A 2,450-nucleotide genomic window follows, 5' to 3' on the forward strand; every position below is an offset into this window, starting at 1 on the left:
CCGGGCGCAGGGCGCTGGCCCACAATTCGTAGCGCAGTTGGTTGATCAGCCGCCCGGTGGTGGCGCGCGCGGGCGGGTGCCGCCGCCGCCATTGGGGCAGCGGGACCCCCTCCGGCTGGCCGGTGTCGCCATAGGTGTCCAGCGCGGCCAAGTGCAACAGCCCATAGGCGCCCACCGCCAGGGCCGGCACCCGCTCCACCGACGTCGGCACCCGCACTTGAGCCTGGCCCACGCCCAGCAGGGTCTTTTCCTCCCGAAAGTTGATTTCAATGTCCCAGCGCCACAGATACTCCTGCACCACGGCGGCCACCGGCAGGGTGGGGTCCGTGCAGAGAAGATAGGCCGGCTGACGGTAGCACAGCTTGCCGCCCCGCCGCAGCCGGTAGCCCAACGGGGCGATAACCACCACTTGCACCGGCTGGCCCCCGCACAAGGGGGTGCGCACGTCGGCCAGCACTTTGACGCGGAACTCATGGACCCGCCCACACGCATACGCCCTCACCGTTTGCCACGGCGCATCCGCCGCCTGACGCAGTTGCTCGGGCGTGAGCGCCTTGGCCCCATAAATCCGTTTGCGCCCGGTGGCCGGCTGGGCGGGCGGCGGATGGAACAACGCGCTGTCCTTGCGGATGCGCCCGATATAGACCGTGCCCGGCGGACAGTTTCGCAGGAGGGTCTTGTTGCTGTAACGCCCATCGCCCACCACATGCAGCTTTCGGCTGGCAGGCACCTGCGCCCGCAAGGCCACCAAGCGCCGCTGCGCCAAAGCCACCAGATTGGCCGCCTTGGCCGCTGCGACGTAGGCCGCCTGCGTGGCGGCGTCGGCGCCTTTTCGGGGCTTGGTGGGCGTGGGGGCGTGGACAAAATCAATGGGCACCATCCGCACCGCTCCCTCGCTCCCCAAGGGGCGGGCCGCCGAGAACTGGAGCACGCGTTGGGCCCAGGTAAACTGGACCTGGAAGGGCGGCCCTTGGGGATCGCGTCGCCAGGCGGTGCCGTGGACCCGGCGTCCGGTCTTGGGCAGGAGCGAATCGTCCACCCCCACGACCAGGGGCGCGTCGGGAGCCAGGGCCGCTTCGACCGTCTGCCGGGCGGTGGTGAACAAGGTGTCGGGCTGGACGCGGCCGTGGCTGTAGAAGCGGTAGTCGGCGGTCCAGTCCTGCTGGTGGCGGTTCTGGGCGGCGAGCAGGCCGGTGAGGGTGTGGCGGCCCAGGGCGACCAGTTGGGCCAGGGCATGAGCGGCATGGCGGGCGGGCTGTGGAGCGGAGGCGAGGGCACGCTCCAGGAGGAGGTTCAGGTTTTGGAGGAGGGAGGTTTTTTTTTGAGCGGGACGGGGTCGGGCGGGACCCACTGGCGGGAGAGGACCAGATGGCCCTTGTCCACGATGGTCCATTCGAGCTGCTCGCCCTTTTGGAGGTCGAGGGCCTGGGCGAGCGGCGTGGGGAAGTTGATGTAGAACTGCTGGGAGTCCTGGCGTTGGATGCACTGGAGCTTGGTGGGATAGCCCATAACGGCGATATCTAGTCATAAAACTAGAATTAGGGCAACAAAAAAATGCGCGCTATGCCAGCGCGTCTAGTCAGGGCCAAACTCCAGGCTGGGACGTCTCGTCCCAGAAAGTTTTGGGTTGCGAGGGGGGCGGCGGCGACGGGACGTCGCCTCCCCGAGAGGGTTTGCTCGTGAAGGACGTGCGCTTCAAGGCAGCCGAGGGCCACGGCGACGAGACGTCGGCCCTCCGACAAAGTGCTGCTGCGCTGCTGCGGCGTTGACGGTGCCGACGGGCGGTATCTACATTATACGGGCGCAGTCGCCGAAGCCTGCGTCAAGTGTCACGAGATTGAATTCGCCCACACCACGTGGAGAACTGCCGCGCATCGCGATGTCCGCTGCGTCGCCTCCCATGGCCGCACGACCCTGCTTTGCCCGCGCACCGCACCCCGGCTCAGGCCGCGCGGGAGCCCTCGCGCTTCTTTGCCGGCCAAACCGCAACCTTTACCGCACCATGACAAACCTCAAACCCCTGAACCTACACTCGTCCGTGGCGGCATCGGGAAAGCGCGTCACGGTTGCAGCCAGCCCGGGCAGGCGACGCTCTGCCGGGACGCGGCTGCGGACCCCTTGCCGCTCATGGGTTCCACGTCCGGCCTCCTTCGTGCTTGCGACGCTTCTTTGCCTCGCCCTCGGCTTCCCCGCTCTCGCCGCTTCCAAACAGAAGGTCCTTTTCGATTGCGACCTTGCCGGCGACGTGGACGACGCCTACGCCGTGGCCCTGCTGCTCACCAGTCCCGAGTTCGAGGTACTGGGCCTGGTCATGGACCACGGCCACACTTGGGGCCGCGCGCGGGTGGCCGGGCGGCTGCTGTACGAGCTTGGCTTGGAGGAGAAAATTCCGATTGTGGTGGGCCGGCCCACTCCGGGCATTGTGGGGCAGCACACCGGCATCGCCGGGA

Annotated in this window: 3 protein-coding genes; 1 reads left to right on the forward strand and 2 read right to left on the reverse strand. The window is 67.8% G+C overall.

Annotated elements, in window-relative coordinates; all coding sequences use genetic code 11:
* Both Q1K70_RS17830 and Q1K70_RS17835 read right to left on the reverse strand, forming a co-directional pair.
* A partial coding sequence (locus tag Q1K70_RS17830) for a transposase (protein WP_300162515.1) occupies positions 1-1,351 on the reverse strand: 1,351 nt, incomplete at its 3' end.
* A complete protein-coding gene (locus Q1K70_RS17835) occupies positions 1,294-1,509 on the reverse strand; it encodes a hypothetical protein (protein ID WP_300162518.1) in 216 nt (71 codons plus the stop codon). The genes Q1K70_RS17835 and Q1K70_RS17830, both read right to left, overlap by 58 nt.
* Before the next feature lie 643 nt (positions 1,510-2,152).
* Here Q1K70_RS17835 and Q1K70_RS17840 point away from each other — a divergent pair.
* Positions 2,153-2,450, forward strand: a 298-nt coding sequence (locus Q1K70_RS17840; protein WP_300162521.1) for a nucleoside hydrolase, incomplete at its 3' end; no start/stop codon positions are given.

The sequence above is a fragment of the Solidesulfovibrio sp. genome (assembly GCF_029978005.1).
GTDB lineage: Bacteria > Desulfobacterota > Desulfovibrionia > Desulfovibrionales > Desulfovibrionaceae > Solidesulfovibrio.